This is a genomic window from Kribbella sp. NBC_00709, from assembly GCF_036226565.1.
Classification (GTDB): Bacteria; Actinomycetota; Actinomycetes; order Propionibacteriales; family Kribbellaceae; genus Kribbella.
The window spans coordinates 6,567,642-6,587,168 of the sequence record NZ_CP108996.1 but is presented as its reverse complement, the minus strand read 5'-3'; the positions used below and the strand labels follow the sequence as shown (position 1 = coordinate 6,587,168).

Here is a 19,527-nt window from a genome sequence, read left to right as displayed (position 1 = left end):
CCGGCTTTGACACGATGGGTCAGTGAAAGCAGTAGCGCGCGCGATCGGGAGCCTGTGGCGTACGTCGACGTACCTGCGCTGGGTGTACCTGCTGCTCGGCGCGGCACTGGTGCTGGCGTTCATCCTGGTGGACAGCGCGCTCGGCGCGGTGGCCGCCGACCTCGGCCTGCCGAAAGTTGCCACCGGCATCGTCTGGGTGCTGATCGGGCTGGTGCCGCCGGTCGTGCTCGGCCTGCTGCCGGCGGTCCGCGAGGTGGAGGGCATTGCGGTCGAGTCGCTGCTGGCGGTGCGGTTCGACGAGCGGCCGCTCGGACCGGCGCGGACCTGGCCGCAGCGCCGGCGTACCGCGGCCTGGTTCTGCCTGCATCTGCTGGCCGGCGGAGTGGTCGGGATCCTCAGCACGATCGTGTTCGGCGTCGGCGCGATCTGGCTGGCGGCGCCGTTCCGCTCGGCCGGCTCTCGCGAGATCGTGCCCGGCCTGTCGTACGACATCCGCGGCGACTGGACCGATCTGTGGATGCCGGCGGCCGCGATCGGCGGTCTCGCCGGACTGTTCCTGCTCTCGGCGGCCGTCGGCGCGCTGCTCGCGTACCTCGCGCCACGTGTCCTCGGCCCGACCGCGGCGGAACGGATCGAGCTGCTCGAGCAGCAGACCGCGACGCTTGCCGAGCGCAACCGTCTTGCCCGCGAGCTGCACGACAGCGTCGGGCACGCGCTCAGCCTCGTCACCATCCAGGCCGCGGCCGCGCGCCGGGTGCTGTCGAGCGACCCCGACTTCGCCGAGACCGCACTGGCCGCGATGGAGACGTCCGCCCGGGCGGCCCTGGCTGATCTCGACCACGTGCTCGGCCTGCTCCGCGATGACCGTCGCCCGGGCTCCGGGACCACGCCGCAGGCGACGCTCGGCGGGCTGGACCGGTTGGTCGAGGCGACCCGAGCCGGCGGGATCACGATCGAGGTCGAGCGGTCCGGCGATCTGGACCAGCTGCCGGCCGCGGTCTCCCGGGAGGCGTACCGGATCGTCCAGGAAGGCCTGACCAACGCGATCCGGCACGCCGGACGCCCAGCCGGCGAGCTGGCCGTGGAGCTGTCGATCCGGCTGGACACCTCCGGGCTCCGGCTCACCGTCACCAACCAGATCGCCGGCAAGTCGGACCACTCCGGCGGCGGCCGTGGCCTGGCCGGGATCCGTGAAAGAGTCGCCGTACTGCGCGGCACCGTGGACGCCGGCCCCTTCACCGCGGACGACGTACCGCTGTGGCGCCTCGCAGTCCGGTTGCCGGTCAGTATGACGAAGGGATGACATGAACCTGTCGGTGGTCGTGGTCGACGACGAGCCGCTGATCCGGAGCGGGCTGCGCGCCATCATCAACGCCGAGCCCGACCTCACGGTCGTCGGCGAGGCCGGTGACGGCGCGGAGGTCCTCCCGGTGGTCCGTCGTACCGGGGCGGACGTCGTGCTGATGGATGTCCGGATGCCCGCGGTGGACGGCATCCAGGCGACCCGGCTGCTGCTGGAGAACCTCGACCCGGCGCCGCGCGTGCTGGTCGTCACGACGTTCGAGAACGACGACTACGTGTACGACGCGCTGCGGGCCGGCGCGTCCGGGTTCTTGCTGAAGCGGACCCCGCCGGACGACATCATCGCGGCGATCCGGACCGTCGCGCGGAGCGAGTCGCTGTTGTTCCCGGAGGCGATCCGGGCGTTGGCGCTCGCCCACGCCGGACCGCAGACGCCGAGCGGTCTGGCCGACTGCCAGCTGACCGAGCGGGAGCAGGAAGTACTTCGGTTGATGGCGCGCGGCCTGTCGAACGCCGAGATCGCCGAGGAACTCATCCTCGGTCTGCAGACGGTCAAGACCCACGTCGCCAACGTGCTCTCGAAGCTCAACGCCCGGGACCGTACCCAAGCAGTGATCCGCGCCTACGAATCAGGCTTCGTGCCGCTTCATTAGGTGCTCGCGGGGTCGTCTGTCTCGGCTAGCGCGCAGGCGTTGTGCAGTGGGTCGATCGCGTTGGCCTTCATCGCGACGCGCTGCAGGAGCATCCGGAAGCTTGCGCGCTCGGACTCCTCCAGGATGCCGAGCACCTCGTCCTCGGTGCTGCGCAGGCGGCGCTCCAGGTCGCACAGCGCCTCTACGCCCTCATCGGTCGGCGCGATCAGCCGGGCGCGACGATCCGCCGGGTCAGGCCGGCGCTGCACCAGGCCCGCCTTCTCCAGGTCGTCGAGCAGGTAGGTCATCACGGTCCGGTCGACGCCGAGTTGTGCGGCCAGGTCGAGCTGCCGCTTCGGGCCCTCGGCGTTCGTCGTCGCGAGCACCTGGTAGCCCCGCGGCCCTCCGGGCAGACCCTCGAGCGCGGCCGCGGACGCCTTCGCGTACCGCCGGAAGACGACGCCCAGCGCCCAGCCGAGGTCGGCCTCCACCGGCGCGCCGCTGGCGACCGAGGGCTCGACCCCGCGCGCGCCGCGGGCCACGACCTCAGGCGAAGTACTGGACATGGCTCCATCGTACGTGGTGTACGCCACCCGGAATACGATCTGACTTGAATATGTTCTGCTCAACAGATTATCTTCGAGGCAGCTCAACACGAGCACGCCCCCTCAACTCGATGGAGACAGAACCTATGAGCACCCTGCTACGCGTCGATGCCAGCATCCGGCTGGACGGTTCCGTGTCCCGCGCCCTGGCGGACAGCGCGGAGGCCGCCTGGAAGGCGGAGCACCCGGACGGTGTCGTGGTACGGCGTGACCTGGGACAGCACCCGCTGCCCTCGACCGTGTGGCCGACGCTGGCCGCCGCCCAGGTGGGTCAGGAGCCGGTCGCGGATTCCGACCGGATGCCGCTCGCCGAGGCCCAGGCCATCGCTGCCGAACTGTCGGCCGAGATCACGAGCGCCGATGCGATCCTGCTCGCCGTTCCGCTGTACAACTACGGCATCGCCCAGAACGCGAAGACCTGGATCGATCTGCTGCTGATGGACCGGGACCTCGCCTTCGGCTCCCGCCCGCTGGCCGGCCGGCCCGCGATCTTCGCCATCGCCCGCGGTGGCGGCTACGCCCCGGGTACGCCGAAGCACGGCTGGGACCACGCCACGCCGTACCTCGAGCGGGTCTTCGCCGACCTGTTCGGAATGAACATCCGCACGGCCGCCGCCGAGCTCACCCTGGCCCCGGTCACCCCGGGTATGGAGGAGCTGATCGACGCCTCCAAGGTCTCGGAGTCCGAGGCGCACGTCGAGGCCGAGAACCACGGCATCGTGGTCGCCCGCGAACTGATCGGCCACGCGGCCTGACCGGCCCGGACCGCCTGCACTGATTTGGTCAGTGCAGGCGGTCCGCCTGCCAGGTCGAAAGCGTCACCGACAGGGTCACGAGCGTCGGCTCCGGCAGTACGGCGATCTGCTGCATCAGCTCGCGGTAGTTCACGTGCCGCGCGCTCGGCGTCATCAGCACCAACTGCTCCACAGCCGTCCGGTCGAGCCGCATCGTCTCCTCGACCACCTCACTGCCGATCCGGACGAACTCCCCCGCCAGCGACTCCTCCAGCCGTCGCTCCTTCTCAGCGTCCACGCTGACCATGCCGAGTACGTCGACCAGCTCGGCGAGATGCTGCTGGTTCGGTGTGACCACGAGCAGGCGACCGTCGGACGCGAGGACGCGAGCCATCTCGGCAGCGTTGCGTGGGGCAAACACGTTCAGCATCAGCTGCGCCGATCCGTCGAGCAGCGGCAGCTCCTGCCACGCGTCGCACACCACTGAGGCGATCCGTGGATCGATCTTGGCCGCGCGGCGGGCGGCGAACTTCGACACGTCCAAAGCGATCCCGCGTCGGTGCGGGGCCAGGCCGAGGACACCCGACAGGTAGTAGCCGGTGCCCGCACCGACCTCTACGACCACGTCGCTCTCACCGAGGTCGGCGGCCAGAATCAGCGCGTCCCGGATCGGCGCGTAGTGCCTGGTGCCGAGAAAGACCGTACGGGCGCCGACCATCGCGGCCGAGTCGCCTTCGATGCCGTTCGAGGCCGCGGGCAACAGATTCAGGTAGCCCTGCTTGGCCAGGTCGTAGGCGTGCCCGCGCGGACACCGCGCCGTACGGGCGTCCAGGGCGAGCCCATCGGCGCAGACCGGGCAGCGCAGGACGGCGACGAGGTCTGCTTCCACCGGGCTAGGTTATGTCGCGGCTCGTGATCCGGGCCCAGGCGGCGGTGTAGAACACGGCGACGTACCCCGCCTGGAGCAGCAGGTTGCGGACGATCTCGTGCCAGTACGGCGGATCTCGGAGCAGGTCGGCGAACGACTGCCATCGGTACATCAGCAACCACGGGTGGATCGCGTGCAACTGCGGGATCGCGGTCATGATGCCGAGCACGATGAACGTGCCGAACGTCGCCGCCATCGCTGCCAGCGGCGTGGATGTCAGCGACGAGACGAACAGGCCGATCGCGGCCAGCCCGAGCAGCGACAGCGAGATCACCAACGCGATCCCGAGCGCCCGGAGCAGGCCTTCGCCGAGGGACACGGTCGACCCGGAGAGCAGCAGCACGTCGCCGACCGGGAACAGGACGAAGCCGACGATCAAGCCGGAGATCCAGATCGTCATCGTCGCGACCAGGCAGAAGACGACGAGCGCGACCATCTTGGCCGCGAGCAACCGGGACCGGCCGGCCGGTGCGGTCAGCAGGTTGCGCAGGGTGCCGAGGCTGGCCTCGCCGGCCAGCGACTCCCCCGAGATGACGGTCACCGCGGTCGGCAGGAAGAACGGCAGTGACAGGCCGAGGCTGGCGACGATCAGGAACAGGCCGTTGCCGGCGATCTGGCCGATGAATCCGTCGGTGCCGCCGTCGGACCCGCTGAGCTTGATCGCGATCCCGATCAGCAGCGGGACAGCCGCGAGCACGCCGAGGCCGACCTGCGTGCGGGCCCGGCCGAACACGAGCCGCAGCTCGGAGATGAACAACGCCAGCGTGTGCCGCCCGGCACTCGGCCGCACCGCCACCGCAACGCCGGTCGCGGTGCCCGTCGCGACGCTGGTCGCGGTGCCGCTCGCGGGGCCGGTCGGAGGGGTCGTTGCGGGGTCGGCGGGTAGCTCACTCGGCGACATCGAAGCCCTCCCCGGTGAGTGCCACGAAGGCGTCCTCCAGGCTCGGGCGTTCCAGCCCGAAGCCGTGGATGCGTACGTCGGCCGCGACCAGCGCGGCCGCGAACTTCTCGATCGGCAGCTCGCCGGGATCGCCCTCGACCGTCTCGCTGGTGGTCTTGAGCTCGGTCACGCCCAAACCTTGCAGCGTCTCGGCGGCTGCTCCGAGGTCCGGCGTACGCACGACCAGCCGCGGCCGGAGCTCGGCGCGGAGCTCCGCCACCGTGGACTGCCGCAGCAGTTTGCCGCGGCTCATGATCGCGGCGTGTGTGCACACCTGCTCGACCTCGGCCAGCAGGTGGGTCGAGGTGAAGACCGTCGTACCGTCGTTGGCGAGGTCGCGGATCAGGTGCCGGACCTCACGGGTGCCTTGCGGGTCGAGACCGTTGGTCGGCTCGTCCAGCACGAGCAGCTCGCGCCGCTGCATCAGCGCGACCGCGATCGCGAGCCGCTGGCGCATGCCCAGCGAGTACGCGCGGACCTTCTTGCCGGCCGCGTTCGACAGGCCGACGCGCTCCAGCGCCTCGCCGGCCCGGGCCTTGCGGGTCTTCGGATCGGCGGTCCGGTCGGCGGCGTCGAAGCGGAGCAGGTTGGCCTGGCCGGTCCAGAACGGGTAGAACGCCGGTCCTTCGACCAGCGCCCCGACCCGCGGCAGCACCCGCAGGTGCGCCTTCGGCATCGGCTCGCCGAGCAGCTCGACCTCGCCGGACGTCGGCGCGATCAGACCGAGCAGCATCCTGATCGTGGTCGTCTTGCCCGACCCGTTCGGGCCGAGGAAGCCGTACACGCAGCCGGCCGGCACCTCGAGGTCGACCGCGTCCACCGCCACCTGCCCGCCGTGGAACCGCTTGGTCAGCCCGCGGGTGACGACCGGCGCGCCCACGGTCAGCGGGGGGCCTTCGCTGCGGCGGCCTGCAAGGTGTCCGGAGTGACCAGGCCGACGAAGACCCGGCCGTCGTCGGCGATCAGCACGCTCACCATCTTGCTGGTCAGCACCTTGCCCTTGCCCCACGAACCCTGCACCGTCGGCGCCTTCGCCAGCAGTTGGGCGAGCGGACCGTTCCCGGTCAGGCCGGCGGTGCCGGCTCCGCGGATCATCGCGACGCTCTCCCAGCCCGTGCCGACGACGGTCGGCTTGTCAGCCTGGGCCGCACCCGGCTTGGTCGGCTTGACCAGCTTCGGCGGGACGCTGCGCGGGTGCTCGCGGGTGGTCGGCACCTTCTGATCGGTGACCTTCACGCCCTTCGGCGGGGTGAAGGTGAACGAACTCGCCGACGGCACGTCGAACGAGACCGAGGTGAAGCCCAGCTCGACGGCCGGGTCGTTGCCGGTCCGCGGCATCACGGTCACGTCCAGCGGGACCCAGGTCTTCGAGTCGATCGCCAGTGTGACCGAACCGACGGTGGTCTTGTCGGTCTTCGGCACCAGGCGCAGCTTGTACGCGTCCCGGCCGGCGACCTTCTCGGTGCCGCTGACCTGGACCTTGGTGGTCGGGTCGATCGCGTCGAGGAACTGCTTCGCGACGGCCTGCGGGTCGTAGGACTTCGGCAGCGCCTTCTCGGGCGTGGTGGTCTTGTGCGCGGGCAGGGTCAGCTTCGTGGCCTCACGCTTGGACGAGTCGTACGCCCAGGCGGAGGTGCCGTCGGTGGTCCACAGCCGCTCGGCCTGCGCGTCGAGGATCGACACCTTGGCCTTGTCCGGGGTGGCGAACGCGACCCGCGCGGTGTGGTCGCCGTTGATCAGGTTGAGGACCTGACTGGCGCCCTGCATGCCGTCCAGCCCCGGGATCGCGGGCAGGCCGAGGTCGGTGCTCGAGTGGACCGTGCCGCTGAGGCCGTCCACCTTGGCCGTCTGCACCTTGGCGAGCAGATCCTGCGCGGTGATGCCCGGCAGCTTCGGCGACGCGTCCGCGACCACCGGCCCGAGTGCCCCCACACCTGCCACTACCGCGACTGTCGTGACCGGAACCAACCACCGTCGACTGCGCTGCGCTACACCCATGCCTACAGCCTCGCACCGGGCGCGGCCGGAACCAAGTGTTGTCAGGGTAGGTTCACCCGAAAGAGTGAGTCCGGCGTACGACCCTGGTCGTACGCCGAGCCCCAGCCGAGCCCCGGCCCGGACTCAGCCCGGACTCAGCGCGACTGCAGCGCGTCGAGGGCGACCGTCATCGCGGCCGCGACGCGGAAGTCCAGGCGCTCGTCCTGGACGGTGATCCGGTAGCGGTCCCGGATCGAGATCGTCCGCTCCACCGACAGCACCGGCTGACCGGAACTCGCCTCGGTGAAGTCGAAGTGGAAGATGAACGGCAGCGGGATCTCACCGACGAACGGCACGAACTCCCACACCCGGCGGAGGATCGCGATGGTCGGGTTGCGTTCGGTCCCGTTCGCGTCCACGCCGGCCGCGCTGAGCTGCCAGCTGGACCGCAGCATGCTCTTGCCGAACTCCTTCTTGAACCAGCCGATCGGCTGCCCGTTCGCGTCCGTCACGTCGTACCCGGATCCGAGGTCGATCGTCTTGCGCGCCTTGAACGAGAACACCGGCTGGGTCTTGGTGTCGTCGGTGTAGAACGTCACCTGCTCCTTGAACGCCATCCGCTTCTGCTGCGCGAACGCGAGCAGCGGCCCGTCGCTCCCGTCCGGGTTGGTGGCGATCAACTCGTACTTGTTCGCCATCACAGTGACCCGCTGCTTCATCGAGAACGCGGGGACGTACATGGGCGGTTGGGCTGTCATGGGGCCTCCCGGCCTGGACTGAGGAGTGGAGGGAGCGAAGCGACCGGAGCGACGAGGGAAGGCCGGGAGTCACAGCCCCATGACATGCCGCGACGGAGTCGCGGCATCAGTACTGTCATGCCGTGGAGTGTGTCAGGCCGCAGGCCGACGCACCGACGTTCAGGCCGCGGGCCAGCGATTCAGCGTGCTCCGAAGAGTCTGCGACCTGTACGACGAGTTGCCCGACGCCCTGCAGCGCCAGGTCGCGGGCGATCTCGACCCCGAATTCGACAGCTTCGACCGGCGTACGCGCGGGCCGCCACAACACCCCGAAGTCCGCTCGAGGCCTGTCGTCGCGGAGATCCACGACGAGCGCGTTGGCCTGCTTCAGATCATTGGCGTCGCCGCCGACGATCACCCGGACCTGCTGTCCAGCGGCCGGTACTGCGTTCTGCCCGGCCTGCAGCGCATCGTCGACGATCGACGCGTCCCGCCGGCCCCATTCCTCGTGATGGATCGCCCACGCCAATGGCCGGCGTTTGGCCCAGCCCGAGCGCACCAGCTCCGGCGCGGCGGCGAACTCGTCGACGTACCCGATGCAGAGGTACCCGACCAGCTCGATGTGTGCGGGCAGGTCGAGGACATCGGCGACCTCGGCCGGTTCGAAGAACGAGACCCAGCCGACGCCGAGCCCTTCGGCCCGCGCGGCCAGCCAGAGGTTCTGGATCGCGATCGCGGCGGAGAACCACGTCGTCCGCGGATCCGCGTGCCGCCCGAGCACGTGCCGGCCGCCGCGGCCCGGGTCGCAGGTCACCGCGAGGTTCACCGGGGTGTCGAGGATCGCCTCGATCTTCAGTCCGTCGAACTTCGACCGGCGGTCGTCCGGAAGGGATGCCGCGAACGCGTCCCGTTGCGCGGTGGCGAGATCGTGCACCTTCCGCCGGGTCGCGAGGTCCCGGATCACCAGGAAGTCCCACGGCTGGCTCAGCCCCACGCTCGGCGCCCGGTGCGCCGCTTCCAGCACTCGCGTGAGCAGCATGTCGTCGATCGGGACGTCCAGGAAGCCTCGTCGTACGTCGCGTCGCTCGGCGATCACGCGGTGCACGACCTCGCGGTCCGCCGGTTCATAACCAGGTGCGGGGAGGCGGCCGACGGCTGCGGTCGCGCTGGCGGAGCGGCGTTTCTGGACGACGAGTTCGGCGCCGGCGGCTAGCACAGCTGCCTCGGCGACACTCGGCGTACCTGTCAGATCCTCGACCTGCGAGCTCGGGTTGGGAGCGGCCTGCTCGGCCAGCTCGCTCGGCGGGAGGGCTCGGAGTTCGGCGTTCAGATCGTCGGCGAGACGCTGCAGAGCAGGCTCCGCTTCTCGGTTTGTGACGGTGACGACGAGTTGCACGTTGCCTGCGCCGGCCTCTAACAGGGCGCTGTCCACCAGGTCGCGGAGTTCGCGGTACGACGTGTTCGCGCGGAGACCGATGCCTACGACCAGATTCATCGCTGGTGTCCGCGGGCGGCGGCGACGAGACGGGCCGGTACGTCGGGGGTGGCGGTCCAGTGGAGGTGCAGGTACGACGCGTGCACGTGCGGGAGCGTGATGCCTTCGGTGCCGGTGGGGAGGTGCCACGCCGGGTGCACGTCGGTGTGGACGTCGATCGTGGTGCGGTGGAACTCGTGACCGCGGACCCGCCGTCCTTCGTCGAAGAAGTCGGTGGTGGTTGCGGCGACCGCTGTCCGGTACCCGAGGGTGAGGCGGGTGGTCATGCGTCCGGTCGCTGGGAGTACGCCGGTCATGGGGTGGCCGTCGAGTTCGCGGCAGAGGTAGAGGAGGCCGGCACATTCCGCTATTACCGGCAGACCGGCGGCGATCTCTGCGGCGACCTGCTCGCGGAGCTTGGTGTTCGCGGACAGCGCCTCGGCATGTAGCTCCGGGAAGCCGCCGCCGAGGTAGAGCGCGGAGGTTGCCTCTGGCAACGTGTCGGTGAGCGGGTCGAAGGTGACGACATCGGCGCCGGCTGCGGTGAGGAGCTCGGTCGTCTCGGTGTAATGGAAAGAAAAGACCGGACCACCAGCAACAGCAACTACCCGCCTGGCGCCGACCGACGTCTGCGGAATCTCTGTGGTGGGGTTCCAGGGGGTGGCGGTGTGGTGGGGAGCGGCGTTGGCTGCAGCGATGAAGGCTGATAGATCCACGCCCTGGCGGACCAGTTCGGCCGCGGCGGCTACGGCTTGCTCGGCCTGCTCGCGTTGTTCGGTCGCGGGGACGAGGCCCAGGTGGCGGCTGGGGACGGTCAGGCGAGGGTCGCGGCGGAGGACACCCAGGACCGGTACGCCGGTAGGCGCGATGCCGGCGCGGACTTCCGTCTCGTGGCGATCGGAGCCCACCTTGTTGAGGATCACCCCGACGATCCGCACTTCGGTGTCAAAGGCAACGAAACCTTGGACCACGGCGCCGACGCTCCGGCCGGCCGCGGACGCGTCCACCACCAGCACCACCGGCGCCTTCAGCAGCTTCGCCACGTGCGCCGTCGACGAGAAACCTTCGGTGCCGAGTGCACCGTCGTACAGGCCCATCACGCCCTCGACCACGGCGATGTCCGCGCCCGCGGACCCGTGCTCGAACAGCGGCCCGACCCGCTCCTCCCCCGACAGCATCGGGTCGAGGTTGCGCCCCGGCCGCCCGGTGGCGATCGCGTGGAACCCGGGGTCGATGTAGTCCGGCCCGACCTTGAACCCGGCAACCACCTGCCCGGCCCGTCGCAGCGCCGCCATCAGCCCGACCGCGACCGTCGTCTTGCCCGCCCCGGAGGACGGCGCCGCGACCACCACCCGGGGGATCACGTGCACTCCCCCGCGGTCAGCCTGCGAGTCACCACTCGATGCCCTTCTGGCCCTTCTGACCGGCATCCATCGGGTGCTTCAGCTTGGTCATCTCGGCGGCGAGGTCAGCGGCCTCGAGGAGTTTCGGATGCGCGTCGCGGCCGGTGATCACGACGTACTGGTGACCGGGGCGATCGACGAGCGTGGCGACCACCTCGTCCACGTCGACCCATCCCCACTTCATCGGGTAAGTGAACTCGTCCAGGACATACAGGTCGTGCGTCTCGGCCGCGAGCCGGCGCTGGATCTCCCGCCAGCCCTCGAGCGCGTCGGCGGCGTGGTCCTCCTCGGAGCCGGCCTTGCGCGACCAGCTCCAGCCCTCACCCATCTTGTGCCACTCCACCGGCCCGCCCTGACCAGTTGCCTCATGCAACTGACCGAGCGCCTTGAACGCGCCCTCCTCGCCGACCTTCCACTTGGCGCTCTTGACGAACTGGAAGACGCCGAGGTTCCAGCCCTGGTTCCAGGCCCGCAAGGCCATCCCGAACGCGGCGGTCGACTTCCCCTTCATCTCGCCGGTGTGCACCATCAGCAGCGGGCGGTTGCGGCGCTGGCGTGTGGTCAGGCCGTCCTCCGGTACGGCGACCGGCTGCCCCTTCGGCATCTCAGGCCACCTTCCGCTCGGTGACCGTACGGACAAGGTTGCCGGCAGCAACATCTCCGAGGTCGAGGTACTCCGCGCCGAGATCGGCCGCGAGCTCGGCCGCCAGACCGAGCCGGACGCCCCGGCGCGGCTCGCAGTCCACGACCACGGTGGCGATCCCGTGCTGGGCCAGCCAGCCCGCGGACTGCCGCGCGCGAGCGAACGCGTTGTCGCCGTGGGTGGCGCGGCCGTCGGTGACCAGCACGAGCAGCGGACGGCGGCGCGGGTCCCGGATCGCGGCGATCCGCAGTACCTCCGCGGCTTGGAGCAGACCTTCGGCGAGCGGGGTGCGGCCGCCGGTCGGGAGCGATTCGAGTCGTCGTACCGCGGTCTCCACGCTGCCTGTCGGCGGAAGCGCGACCGTGGCGGTGGCGCCGGCGAACGTGACGAGGCCGACGGTGTCGCGGCGTTGGTAAGCGTCGAGCAGGAGCGAGACGATCGCGGTCTTGATCTCGCCCATCCGCTTCTTCGTCCCCATCGAGCCGGACGCGTCGACGCAGAACAGCACGAGGTTCCCCTCGCGGCCCTCACGGACGGCGAGGCGCACGTCGGACGGCCGTACGGCGAGCCCCGGACCGGTGCGACCGCGAACCTGCTGATGCGGCGCCGCGGACCGAAGAGTCGCCAGCAGGTGTGGCCGCCCAGCCTCCCGCCCGACCAGGGCCCGGTCCCCCACCACCCGACCAACCTCGGTAATAGCCCGGGACCGCCGCCCGGCAACCCCAGCGCCCGCGCCCTGCACACTCAACAACCGAGCCTTGTACGGCGCCGAACTCCCAACCACATCCCCAACCGGAGCAGTCCCAGGTCGGCCGTCCGCCTCAGTGTTCTCCGGATCGGTCCCAGACGGATTCGGATCCACCGAACTGTCCTCTTCTGCCTTTGCACGGTCGACTCCGCCGCCTGGACCACCTGGACCATCCGGATCGTCGTCGGGATCCTCCGGCGGCGGCGTGCTGTTGTTGATTGCTTCTTCCAGCTGCTGGTCGTCCAGGCCTGGGGCGTCGAAGGGGTTGCGGCGTTTGCGGTGTGGGAGGGCTAGTTTGGCGGCGGCGCGGACGTCGTCGACCTCGACGACAGTGCGGCCGGACCAGGCCGCGTGCGCGACCGCCGTCCGCGCGGTGACGAGGTCGGCGCGCATCCCGTCCACATCGAACGAGGCGCAGATCTCCGCGATCTGCCGGAGCGCCGCATCGGTCAGGATCACCTCGGTGAGCAGGTCGCGCGCCTTCACGATCCGTTCGGCGAGTTCGCGCTGCTGACCGTCGTACCGGGTGATGAACCCGACCGGATCCGCCTCGTACCCGAGCCGCGCGCGCATCACCTCGACCCGCACCGCGGGATCCCGGCTGGCCACCACATCCACCGTCAGGCCGAACCGGTCGAGCAACTGCGGCCGGAGCTCGCCCTCCTCGGGGTTCATCGTGCCGACCAGCACGAACCGCGCGGGATGCGTCACCGACACCCCGTCCCGCTCGACACTCGCACGCCCCATCGCAGCGGCATCGAGCAGTACGTCGACCAAATGGTCGTGCAGGAGGTTGACCTCGTCGACGTACAGCAACCCGCGGTGCGCCGCCGCGAGCAGACCAGGCTCGTACGCCGTGATGCCCTCCGCGAGCGCCTTCTCCAGGTGCAGCGACCCGAGCACGCGATCCTCGGTCGCCCCGACCGGCAACTCCACCAACCGCGCCGCCCGCACCGAACGCACATCCGAGTGCGGCCCGTCCGGGCAGTCCGCGTCCGGCCGATCGGGGTCGCACGAGAAGCGGCAGCCGGGTACGACGTCCACCGGCGGCAGGAGCTCGGTCAGCGCGCGGACCGCGGTCGACTTCGCCGTACCCTTCTCGCCCCGGATCAGCACCCCGCCGATCGCCGGCGAGATCGCGGCCAGGATCAGCGCGAGTTGAAGGTCCTCCATGCCGACCACGGCGGTGAACGGGAAACCGGTGGAAGCTGAAGCAGGCCGCATCGGCGGTGGATCCCTTCGTAGAGCGGGTGTCCACGCCCGCCACGCCTGGTACGCCGCACCGCGGAGACCGCGACCCGGCGGACGACCGCGGATGTCCTGGCTCCCGGGCCGCATCGAGCTACCCAGTCACAGTGGCGGGACCGCCCCGGCCTCCCAGCAAGCTGGCCACCGGTGTTCCTCCACAACCGTCCGCCCGATCATGGCACATCCCCACGCCCCCGCCAGCGACCAGGCTCACACGGCACCGGCGGGCGCGTGCCGGTCATCGGGGACGTACGGCGTTCCAGAGGTAGGTGTCGCGGCCGGAGGTGCCGCCGCCAGGAGCCAGTTGCTTGTCGTCGGAGTCGAGGGCGACGTGCTGGCCGTCGGTGGAGATGGCTGGACCGACGCTGCCGATCCGGCCGCCGAAGGGGTCGGTCTGGTCCTGGTGCTCGGTGATCCAGACCAGGGCGCCGGTCGTGCGGTCAAGCCGGAAGACGTCGCTCAGGTTGCCTTGGTCGGCGGCGGTCAGGCGGGCCGGAGTACCGAAGGTCACGTACCTTCCGTCCGCGGAGACGCCGGTACGGAACACCGGTCCGACGGCGGCCGAAGGCCGGCCCGCGGAGTCGGCCGAGATCAGCCGCAGGCGATTGGTTCGGAGGTCGCGCAGCCAGACGTTCGGGACCGCGTCGAAGCCGAGCCCGAGCCAGCTGATGACGACGAACGCCACGTACCGTCCGTCGGCCGAGAAGGTCGGATAGACAGTCTCGACCATGATCGACCGCGGGTCGGCCGTCGTATCCAGCGAGACGTCGCGGGTCGTCTTCGCCTTGCGGTCACGCACATAAACCGGCAGGTCGACGGCGGACGGACGGGTCAGGGCCTGTGTCGTGAAGGACACCAGCCGGCCGTCGCCGGAGATCGCCGGCGAACTCGAGAAGATGTCGATCTGCTTCCCGTCCGCGGTCAGCGAGACCCGCTCGGTCCGGCGTACGGCGAGGTCGCGGACGAACACGTCCTGGGTGGCGTTGGTGTCGCCAGTCACGAGGTTGGTCGCACTCGACGTGAACGCGATGTGGCGACCGTCGGCCGAGATCTGCGGCTCCCACGAGTCCCCGTCCGCCCGCCCGGTCCGTCCCACCGACGCCACTGTCGTCCGCCCGGTCCGGAGGTCGCGGACGAAGACATCCTGACTGTCGTTCGTGTCGCCCACGACCAGGTTCGACGCGGACGAGTTGAACGCGACGTACCGTCCGTCGGCCGAGATCGACGGCTCCCGGCTCTCGCCGTTCCCCGGTACGCCGCCGGCGCCGCCCGACGCCAGCGCCGTACGCCCGGTCACGACGTCCCGGACGAACACGTCCCGCTGATTGTTGGTGTCACCAGCAACCAGATTGCTCGCGTACGACGAGAACACGACGTACCGCCCGTGGGCCGACACCGCGAGCCCGTTCTCGGTCCCGGCGGCCGACTCGCCGTCACCGCCGATCCCAGCCGGCGTGGCCGACACCAGCTCGATCGAGTCGCCCCGCCGATCACCGGCGACCGCCGGGACGCTGACCGCTCCCCCCGATACTGCGGCGACCACTGCCGCCGCCAGTAGGCTCCTCATCCGGATGTGCAGGACAGGTTTCATCATGGCCCCCTTAGGACAACCACCTTGATGCCCTCGGAGCCGGTGAAGTTACGGTCGAACGCTTGAACTGCTCAGCGTGAGGTGAGGCGTTTGGCCAGGGCGGTCGCGGCTGCGTCGTCCTTGACCTCGCGGATGCCGACGATCGGGGTGACGGTGACGAATCCGGCCGCCAGGAGTGCCTCGTCGGAGCCGGCCACCGGGTTGGGCCGGACCGGCTCGATCTCGATCATCGGCTCGCCGGTCGGCGCCCTCGTGCCGATGACCCGGGAGCGCTTGATCGGGTGCAGGGAGGCGTGCCGGACGCCGGCCAGCTGGTCGAGCGGCCGGTCCGGGACGTTGATCGTGACGACTGTGCCGGCCGGCTCGGAGGCGATCCAGGCGAGGGCCTCGGCGGCGACTGTGGCCGAGGTCTCCCAGTACGACGGATTCTCCGAGTCGATGCTGATGGCAACGGCTGACGTGCCTTGCTCGGCCGCGGTCAGCGCGGCGGCGACCGTGCCGGAGTGGAAGATCGGTACGCCGATGTTGTGCCCGCGGTTGATCCCGGACAGCACCAGGTCCGGCGGCCGCCCGAAGGCCCCGACATTCGCCAGTGTCACCGCGAGTGCCGGCGTACCGTCGATCCCGGTGAACGTGACCCCGTTCTCCTCGTCGGACGCGGTCCGGATCGGGCGGCCGACCATCCCCGCCCGCGCGGATCCGACGCCGCTCTCGTCGAGTAGCGGCGCGACCACGACGACGTCGTACCCGAGCTCGGCGATGACCGGCGCGAGCGCACGGATCCCCGGTGCGAGATAGCCGTCGTCGTTGGTGATCAGGACTCGAAGCTGCTCAGGCGGCATGCCTCTACCCAATCAGCCGCGGTCCTCGATGTCACCCTCCGTCTCAAGGACTGCGTTGCGCAGTGTCTCCAGCGCCTCGGCCGACGGCTCTGCCCACAGCCCGCGCTGCGCCGCCTCGAGCAGCCGCTCCGCGATCCCGTGCCGCGCCCACGGGTTGGACTTGCGGAAGAACTCGGCCATCTCCGGATCCGCGACGTACTCCGTCGTCAGCGTCTCGTACATCCAGTCGTCGACCACGCCCGCGGTCGCGTCGTACCCGAACAGGTAGTCGACGGTCGCCGCCATCTCGAACGCGCCCTTGTACCCGTGCCGCCGCATCGCCGCCATCCACCGCGGGTTCACCACCCGGGCGCGGAAGACCCGCTTGGCCTCCTCGTCCAGCGTCCGGGTCTTCACCTGCGCGGGTACGGCGGAGTCGCCGACGTACGCCTTCGGGTTGGAGCCGGTCAGGTGCCGGACCATCGCGATCATGCCGCCGTGGTACTGGAAGTAGTCGTCGGAGTCCATGATGTCGTGCTCGCGGGTGTCGGCGTTCTTCGCCGCGACCTGGATCCGGGCGTACGCGCGTTCCATCGAGCCGAGGGCCTCCGCGCCGTCGAGGTCCTTGCCGTACGCGTACCCGCCCCAGACCGCGTACACCTCGGCCAGCTCGGCGTCGGTGCGCCAGTTGCGCGCGTCCACGAGCGGGAGCAGGCCGGCGCCGTACGACCCCGGCTTCGAACCGAACACCCGGGCCGTCGACTGCCGCACATCGTTGCCCGCAGCAACGTCCGCGTCGACATGGGCCTTCAGGAAGTTGTCCTCGGGCGACTCGTCCAGGGCGGCGACGGTACGCACGGCTTCGTCGAGCAGCGCGACCACGTGCGGGAACGCGTCCCGGAAGAACCCGGAGATCCGGATCGTCACATCGATCCGGGGCCGGCCGAGCTCCGCCAGGTCGACCACCTCGAAGCCCGTCACCCGCCGCGACACCTCGTCCCAGACCGGGCGGCAGCCGAGCAGCCACAGCACTTCGGCGAGGTCGTCGCCCTGCGTGCGCATGGCCGACGTACCCCAGATCGTCAGACCGACCGAGCGCGGCCACTCCCCCGTTTCGGTCTGGTGCCGCGCGAGGAGCGAGTCGGCCAGCGCGACGCCGACGTCCCAGGCGTTGCGGCTCGGAATCGCCTTCGGGTCCACCGCGTAGAAGTTGCGGCCCGTCGGCAGAACGTTGACCAACCCGCGCGTAGGCGACCCCGACGGCCCGGCCTCGATGAAGCGGCCGTCGAGCGCCCGTAGTACGTTCGCCAGCTCGTCACCGGTCCTGGCCAGCCGCGGCACCACTTCGGTAGCGGCGAAGGTGAGCGACGACTCGACCTGCGCCGACGGCCGCCCGAGAACCTCCATCACCACGACCGGGACCTTCGCAGCGTCCCAGCCCAGCGTCTCCATCCCGACGACGAGCTTCCGCGCGACGGCCTCCAGCAGATCCACACCGTCCGCACCACTGACCGCGGGCAGATCCGCGAGAGTCGCCAGGTCCGCCAACTCCGGGACGGCCCGGCCGGGATCGGCGAGCATGGCGGCCTCGTCCACGCCGAAGGTCTCGCCCAGCGCCGTGCGGAGGCCGGCGATCGAGTACGAACCGCCCCACAGCTGCCGCGCCCGCAGTACGGCGAGCACCAGGTTGACCCGCGCTTCACCCTCCGGCGCCGCACCGAGGATGTGCAATCCGTCGCGGATCTGCACGTCCTTGATCTCGCACAGATACCCGTCGAGGTGCAGGACGAACTCGTCGAACTCCTCGTCGTCCGGCTTCTCGTCCGTGTGCAGATCGTGGTGCAACTGGGCCGCCTGGATCAGCGTCCAGATCTGCGCCCGCAGCGTCGGCACCTTCTCCGGGTCCAGCGCGGACACGGTCGCGTACTCGTCGAGCAAGTACTCCAGCTTCGCCATGTCGCCGTACGTCTCGGCCCGCGCCATCGGCGGCACCAGGTGGTCGACGACCGTCGCGTGCGCCCGCCGCTTCGCCTGCGTGCCCTCGCCCGGGTCGTTGACGATGAACGGGTACACCATCGGCAGATTCCCGAGCACCGCGTCCGGCGCACAGTCGGCGGCCATCCCGATCCCCTTGCCCGGCAGCCATTCCAGCGTCCCGTGCTTACCCAGATGTACGACGGCCTGCGCGCCGAAACCGCCCTCCTCGGGCGATGCCTCCAGCCAGCGGTACGCCGCCAGGTAGTGGTGCGAGGGCGCCATGTCCGGATCGTGGTAGATCGCGACCGGGTTCTCGCCGAAGCCCCGCGGCGGCTGGATCATCAGCACGACGTTCCCGAACCGCAACGCGGCCAGCGCGATCGCGGTCTCGTCCCCCGACGTGTCGACGTACAGCTCACCAGGCGCCTCGCCCCACGCCTCGATCATTGCCGCCTGCAACGATTCGGGAGTGCGCCCGAACCAGGTGGCGTAGGTGGACTGCGGGACCTTGGCGACCGCATTGGCCAGCTGTTCGTCGGTCAGCCAGTCGACGTCGTGCCCACCGGTGGCGATCAAGCGGTGGATCAGCCCGTCGGCACCGTCCGCGCCCTGAAGCTCACTCAGGTCGAGCCCGCCGAGGTCGTACCCGGCCGCCTCCAGCTGGCCGAGCAGGACGACGGCCGACGCCGGCGTGTCCAGACCGACCGCGTTCCCGATCCGCGCATGCTTCGTCGGGTACGACGACAACATCAGGGCGATCCGCTTCTCGGCCGGCGGCACGTGCCGCAACCGGGCGTGGGCGACCGCGATCCCGGCCAGCCGCGCACACCGCTCCGCGTCCGGCGCGTACCGGGCCAGCCCGTCGGCGTCGTACGACTTGAACGAGAACGGGACCGTGATCAGCCGCCCGTCGAACTCCGGGATCGCGACCTGCGTCGCCGCATCCAGCGGGCTCACGGCGGCGTCGCTCTCGACCCACTGCTCGCGGGTCGAGGTCAGCGCGAGGCCCTGGATCAGCGGGATGTCCAGCGACGCGAGCGCGCCGGCGTCCCAGGCGTCGTCCGATCCGCCCGCGCTGGCGTTCGCTGCGACCGAGCCGCCGGCGGCGAGCAGCGTGGTGACCAGTACGTCGCACTTCCGCAGCAGATCGAAGAGCCCGACATTCTCGGCCGGGTCGAGCCCGCGCAGCGTCCCGCAGTACACGGGGAGCGGCTGAGCGCCGGCCGCGACGACCGCATCCGCGAGCGCGTCGACGAAGGCAGTGTTGCCGGAGATCTCGTGCGCGCGGTAGTACACGATTCCGACCACGGGCCGCTCGTCCTCGACGTACGTACCCCGCAGTCCGTACGCCGGGAGCGCGCGCGGCGGATCGAACTCGTCACCGGTCAGCAGCAGCGTGTCCCGGAGGAAGCCGGCCAGGTTGCGGAGGTTGTCCGCACCGCCCTCACGCAAGTACGCGAGTGCCTCGGTGACCGCACCGGCGGGCACGGTCGACAGCGACATCAGCTCGGCATCGGGCGCAGCCTCGCCACTGACCACCACCGCCGGCTTCCCGGACGCGACGACCGCGTCGAGTCCTTCTTCCCACGCTCGGCGGCCGCCGAGCAGCCGCACGACGACCACCTCCGAGGCGTCCAGCAACGGTCCGAGCTGGGCGAGGTCGAGGCGGGCCGGGTTCGCGACCTTCCAGCCGGCGTTCGCCTCGGCGGCCGCGAGCAGGTCGGTGTCGGCGGTGGAGAGCAAAAGGAGCACGCGAGCGTTCCTTCC

General features: G+C 70.4%; 16 protein-coding genes and 1 riboswitch. Of the genes, 3 read left to right on the top strand and 13 right to left on the bottom strand.

All coding sequences use genetic code 11. The features are described 5' to 3' along the window. Positions 1-22 precede the first annotated feature (22 nt). Positions 23-1,303 carry a sensor histidine kinase gene (locus OHA18_RS32195; RefSeq protein WP_328999101.1) on the top strand — a complete coding sequence of 427 codons (1,281 nt, stop codon included), beginning with the start codon at positions 23-25 and terminating at the stop codon, positions 1,301-1,303. Position 1,304: 1 nt separating this feature from the next. Then, the gene (locus OHA18_RS32190) at positions 1,305-1,955 is read left to right on the top strand and encodes a response regulator transcription factor (RefSeq protein WP_328999100.1); all 651 of its coding nucleotides are present in this window, start codon (positions 1,305-1,307) and stop codon (positions 1,953-1,955) included. On the opposite strand, the gene OHA18_RS32185 is transcribed toward OHA18_RS32190, so the two are convergent. Continuing rightward, on the bottom strand, positions 1,952-2,500 hold the full coding sequence (locus tag OHA18_RS32185; RefSeq protein ID WP_328999099.1) for a MarR family winged helix-turn-helix transcriptional regulator: 549 nt from the start codon (positions 2,498-2,500) through the stop codon (positions 1,952-1,954). The genes OHA18_RS32190 and OHA18_RS32185 overlap by 4 nt on opposite strands. Positions 2,501-2,625: 125 nt before the next feature. On the opposite strand from OHA18_RS32185, the gene OHA18_RS32180 reads away from it, so the two are divergent. Further along, on the top strand, positions 2,626-3,294 hold the full coding sequence (locus OHA18_RS32180) for an FMN-dependent NADH-azoreductase (protein ID WP_328999098.1): 669 nt from the start codon (positions 2,626-2,628) through the stop codon (positions 3,292-3,294). 28 nt (positions 3,295-3,322) lie between these two features. Here OHA18_RS32180 and OHA18_RS32175 read toward each other — a convergent pair whose 3' ends face one another. From OHA18_RS32175 to cobN, 12 genes are all read right to left on the bottom strand, one after another. Next, positions 3,323-4,162, bottom strand: a complete 840-nt coding sequence (locus OHA18_RS32175) for a putative RNA methyltransferase (RefSeq protein WP_328999097.1) — start codon at positions 4,160-4,162, stop codon at positions 3,323-3,325. 4 nt (positions 4,163-4,166) lie between these two features. Next, positions 4,167-5,102: an ABC transporter permease gene (locus OHA18_RS32170; protein ID WP_328999096.1), complete on the bottom strand. Its 936-nt coding sequence runs from the start codon at positions 5,100-5,102 to the stop codon at positions 4,167-4,169. Further along, positions 5,089-6,021, bottom strand: a complete 933-nt coding sequence (locus tag OHA18_RS32165) for an ABC transporter ATP-binding protein (protein ID WP_328999095.1) — start codon at positions 6,019-6,021, stop codon at positions 5,089-5,091. Before OHA18_RS32165 ends, OHA18_RS32170 begins: the two co-directional genes overlap by 14 nt. A gap of 2 nt (positions 6,022-6,023) precedes the next feature. Further along, entirely contained in the window at positions 6,024-7,139 is a 1,116-nt protein-coding gene (locus OHA18_RS32160) for a LolA family protein (RefSeq protein WP_328999094.1), read from the bottom strand. 134 nt (positions 7,140-7,273) lie between these two features. Further along, positions 7,274-7,876, bottom strand: a complete 603-nt coding sequence (locus tag OHA18_RS32155; RefSeq protein WP_328999093.1) for a hypothetical protein — start codon at positions 7,874-7,876, stop codon at positions 7,274-7,276. Positions 7,877-7,991: 115 nt separating this feature from the next. Further along, on the bottom strand, positions 7,992-9,350 hold the full coding sequence (gene bluB / locus OHA18_RS32150) for a 5,6-dimethylbenzimidazole synthase (RefSeq protein WP_328999092.1): 1,359 nt from the start codon (positions 9,348-9,350) through the stop codon (positions 7,992-7,994). Next, on the bottom strand, positions 9,347-10,693 hold the full coding sequence (locus OHA18_RS32145) for a cobyrinate a,c-diamide synthase (protein WP_328999091.1): 1,347 nt from the start codon (positions 10,691-10,693) through the stop codon (positions 9,347-9,349). The genes bluB and OHA18_RS32145 overlap by 4 nt, the downstream gene beginning before the upstream one ends. A 28-nt stretch (positions 10,694-10,721) precedes the next feature. Beyond that, complete coding sequence (gene cobO / locus OHA18_RS32140; protein ID WP_328999090.1) at positions 10,722-11,336, bottom strand: cob(I)yrinic acid a,c-diamide adenosyltransferase; 615 nt, start codon at positions 11,334-11,336, stop codon at positions 10,722-10,724. 1 nt (position 11,337) lies between these two features. Beyond that, positions 11,338-13,347 (bottom strand): putative cobaltochelatase, encoded by a 2,010-nt coding sequence (locus OHA18_RS32135; RefSeq protein WP_328999089.1) that lies wholly within the window; start codon positions 13,345-13,347, stop codon positions 11,338-11,340. 69 nt (positions 13,348-13,416) lie between these two features. Then, positions 13,417-13,549: riboswitch (cobalamin riboswitch) on the bottom strand. 60 nt (positions 13,550-13,609) lie between these two features. Further along, entirely contained in the window at positions 13,610-14,938 is a 1,329-nt protein-coding gene (locus OHA18_RS32130) for a TolB family protein (RefSeq protein WP_328999088.1), read from the bottom strand. Positions 14,939-15,033: 95 nt separating this feature from the next. Then, a complete protein-coding gene (surE, locus tag OHA18_RS32125; protein WP_328999087.1) occupies positions 15,034-15,804 on the bottom strand; it encodes a 5'/3'-nucleotidase SurE in 771 nt (256 codons plus the stop codon). Between the two features lie 12 nt (positions 15,805-15,816). Beyond that, positions 15,817-19,512, bottom strand: a complete 3,696-nt coding sequence (gene cobN, locus OHA18_RS32120) for a cobaltochelatase subunit CobN (protein ID WP_328999086.1) — start codon at positions 19,510-19,512, stop codon at positions 15,817-15,819. Positions 19,513-19,527 lie beyond the last annotated feature (15 nt).

Coding starts and splice junctions, on each gene's coding strand:
- OHA18_RS32190 (WP_328999100.1), top strand. CDS start 1,305: ATGAACCTGTCGGTGGTCGTGGTCGACGACGAGCCGCTGATCCGGAGC.
- OHA18_RS32185 (WP_328999099.1), bottom strand. CDS start 2,500: ATGTCCAGTACTTCGCCTGAGGTCGTGGCCCGCGGCGCGCGCGGGGTC.
- OHA18_RS32180 (WP_328999098.1), top strand. CDS start 2,626: ATGAGCACCCTGCTACGCGTCGATGCCAGCATCCGGCTGGACGGTTCC.
- OHA18_RS32170 (WP_328999096.1), bottom strand. CDS start 5,102: ATGTCGCCGAGTGAGCTACCCGCCGACCCCGCAACGACCCCTCCGACC.
- OHA18_RS32160 (WP_328999094.1), bottom strand. CDS start 7,139: ATGGGTGTAGCGCAGCGCAGTCGACGGTGGTTGGTTCCGGTCACGACA.
- OHA18_RS32155 (WP_328999093.1), bottom strand. CDS start 7,876: ATGACAGCCCAACCGCCCATGTACGTCCCCGCGTTCTCGATGAAGCAG.
- bluB (WP_328999092.1), bottom strand. CDS start 9,350: ATGAATCTGGTCGTAGGCATCGGTCTCCGCGCGAACACGTCGTACCGC.
- cobO (WP_328999090.1), bottom strand. CDS start 11,336: ATGCCGAAGGGGCAGCCGGTCGCCGTACCGGAGGACGGCCTGACCACA.
- OHA18_RS32135 (WP_328999089.1), bottom strand. CDS start 13,347: ATGCGGCCTGCTTCAGCTTCCACCGGTTTCCCGTTCACCGCCGTGGTC.
- OHA18_RS32130 (WP_328999088.1), bottom strand. CDS start 14,938: ATGAGGAGCCTACTGGCGGCGGCAGTGGTCGCCGCAGTATCGGGGGGA.
- surE (WP_328999087.1), bottom strand. CDS start 15,804: ATGCCGCCTGAGCAGCTTCGAGTCCTGATCACCAACGACGACGGCTAT.